Origin of the sequence: Blautia sp. Sow4_E7 (assembly GCF_052116245.1) — a bacterium.
GTDB lineage: Bacteria > Bacillota > Clostridia > Lachnospirales > Lachnospiraceae > Blautia_A.
This window is the reverse complement of record NZ_JBQKLL010000104.1, coordinates 1-1,680: the sequence shown is the minus strand read 5'-3', so window position 1 is coordinate 1,680 and position 1,680 is coordinate 1. Positions and strand designations below refer to the sequence as shown.

The following is a 1,680-nucleotide window of genomic DNA, read 5'->3' as shown; positions in this document are numbered from 1 at the left end:
TGCATATTCCGCAAGAACTGCGCATCCGTTCCAGAGGAACGGAGCGCCATTCCGCTTCAAACTGAGCAAAGCTCAGCAGGTTGATTAATTACTATTGGTTATTCTGCGATCCCTGCCAGGAAATTCAAGGCGATATGCCTTAGATGTCATTCGACTTAAGCAGGCATCTGCGTAGGTGGAATCCCCAAAAAGCTGATACCATCCGGATACTGGAATCTGTGAGATAATAATAGTTGCCTTGCGGCAGTCTCTGGACTCGATGATTTCAAATAAATCGCGGCATTTCTCGATGTCCAGATCCATTAAGCCGAAATCATCTATCACCATGAGATCATAAGCTGCCATTTCATTCGAATACTCAAAGTAAGTACCTTCCTGCCTGGCATGATCTGATTCCTTTAAGAGTGTGTTCGCACGTATGTATTTAACAGTACGGTTCTGATGCATTGCTGTGATACATAAGGCGCAGGCGATGTGCGTTTTCCCAGCACCGGCCCCTCCGGTCATCAGCAGGTTATTCGGCTCATCGATCCAATCACACTTGGCCAGAAGTTCTATGACGTGTGTATTCAGCTGACGTTCTGGATCATAGATTGAACTGTCAAGATCAGCTGCAGGATATTTCAGGGTCGCTTTCTTCATGAGACGTTTAAACTTTTTACTCTCACGCTGATCCCACTCCTGATTTACAATAGCAGCAAAGCGGACTTCAAATGGTTCGAGACCTGTGTTTGGTTCCAGCAGCTGCTTTTCAAATGCTTCAGCCATACCGGACATGCGAAGTTTATACAGCCGATCCATGAGTATGTTCTGTTCCTTTGTGAGTTTATCGTTATAAAGATAGTCTTTTAATCTGTATGCCATAGTACGTCACCCTTACTTATAGTAGTCCTTTCCTCTGATATTTTCATGATTGGGCAGTGTTCCTGGTGAATGCTCGGGGAGTTCCTTCACATCCATCTTTTTCAGCATCTGCTTGAAGGTAAAATACTTACAGGAATTGATCTCTATACATTTACGGGCAACTTCTTCAGCAGCACCTTTCGGGATTGTTTTTACTTTATGCAGGATACCTGCACAGGCATTATAAGACTGCTCTTCATGTTTTGATGATTTAAGGAGTCTGTCAATCAGTTCTGACATCGCAGGACCAATGGCAGAAGCCCAGCGGCGGTAATAATTACCATCCTTTGAATTGACTTCTTTGTAATAAAGGTGTTCTGGCGGCATATGTTCATCTACCGTGATATACAGCGGAAACTCTCTATAAGACCGCTTATGTGTACAGATCAGCCGATTATACTGATCACAGATTCTGATCTCTGAAGCGGTTGCCTTCAGGATTGCAGGCTTGCCACAGTAAGAGTACAATACGGAGTAGTAGTGGCCGTCATACTCGATGTGGTAGTTGTTGGGAACTTTTAGGACCGCTTTATAGTCGCAAGCCGTGTAACATCCGCCTGGCAGTGGTTTCATACATGGTTTGTCATACTTTTCGAAAGCATCCTGTCTTGAGAAATCCTTGCCTTGAAAAGATCGTTTATTGAGGACTGCTACTATTTTTTTGATTTCAGCATTCAGGTCTTCAAATGATACATATATCTTTTCTTTCAGTTTCTCAACCAGGTGTATTTCAAGATAACGTACATGATTTTCAACTGTAGGCTTGCCTTTCTTATC

Annotated in this window: 2 protein-coding genes; both read right to left on the bottom strand. The window is 43.3% G+C overall.

All coding sequences use genetic code 11. The features are described from left to right. Positions 1 to 84: 84 nt before the first annotated feature. A complete protein-coding gene (locus ACTQ50_RS19515; protein WP_055221200.1) occupies positions 85 to 864 on the bottom strand; it encodes an ATP-binding protein in 780 nt (259 codons plus the stop codon). Between the two features lie 12 nt (positions 865 to 876). Further along, positions 877 to 1,680, bottom strand: an 804-nt coding sequence (locus ACTQ50_RS19510; protein WP_441485543.1) for a Mu transposase domain-containing protein, incomplete at its 5' end; no start/stop codon positions are given.

Bases quoted from the DNA above. Each gene is read 5' to 3' on its own strand.
- ACTQ50_RS19515 (WP_055221200.1), bottom strand. From the start codon at position 864: ATGGCATACAGATTAAAAGACTATCTTTATAACGATAAACTCACAAAG.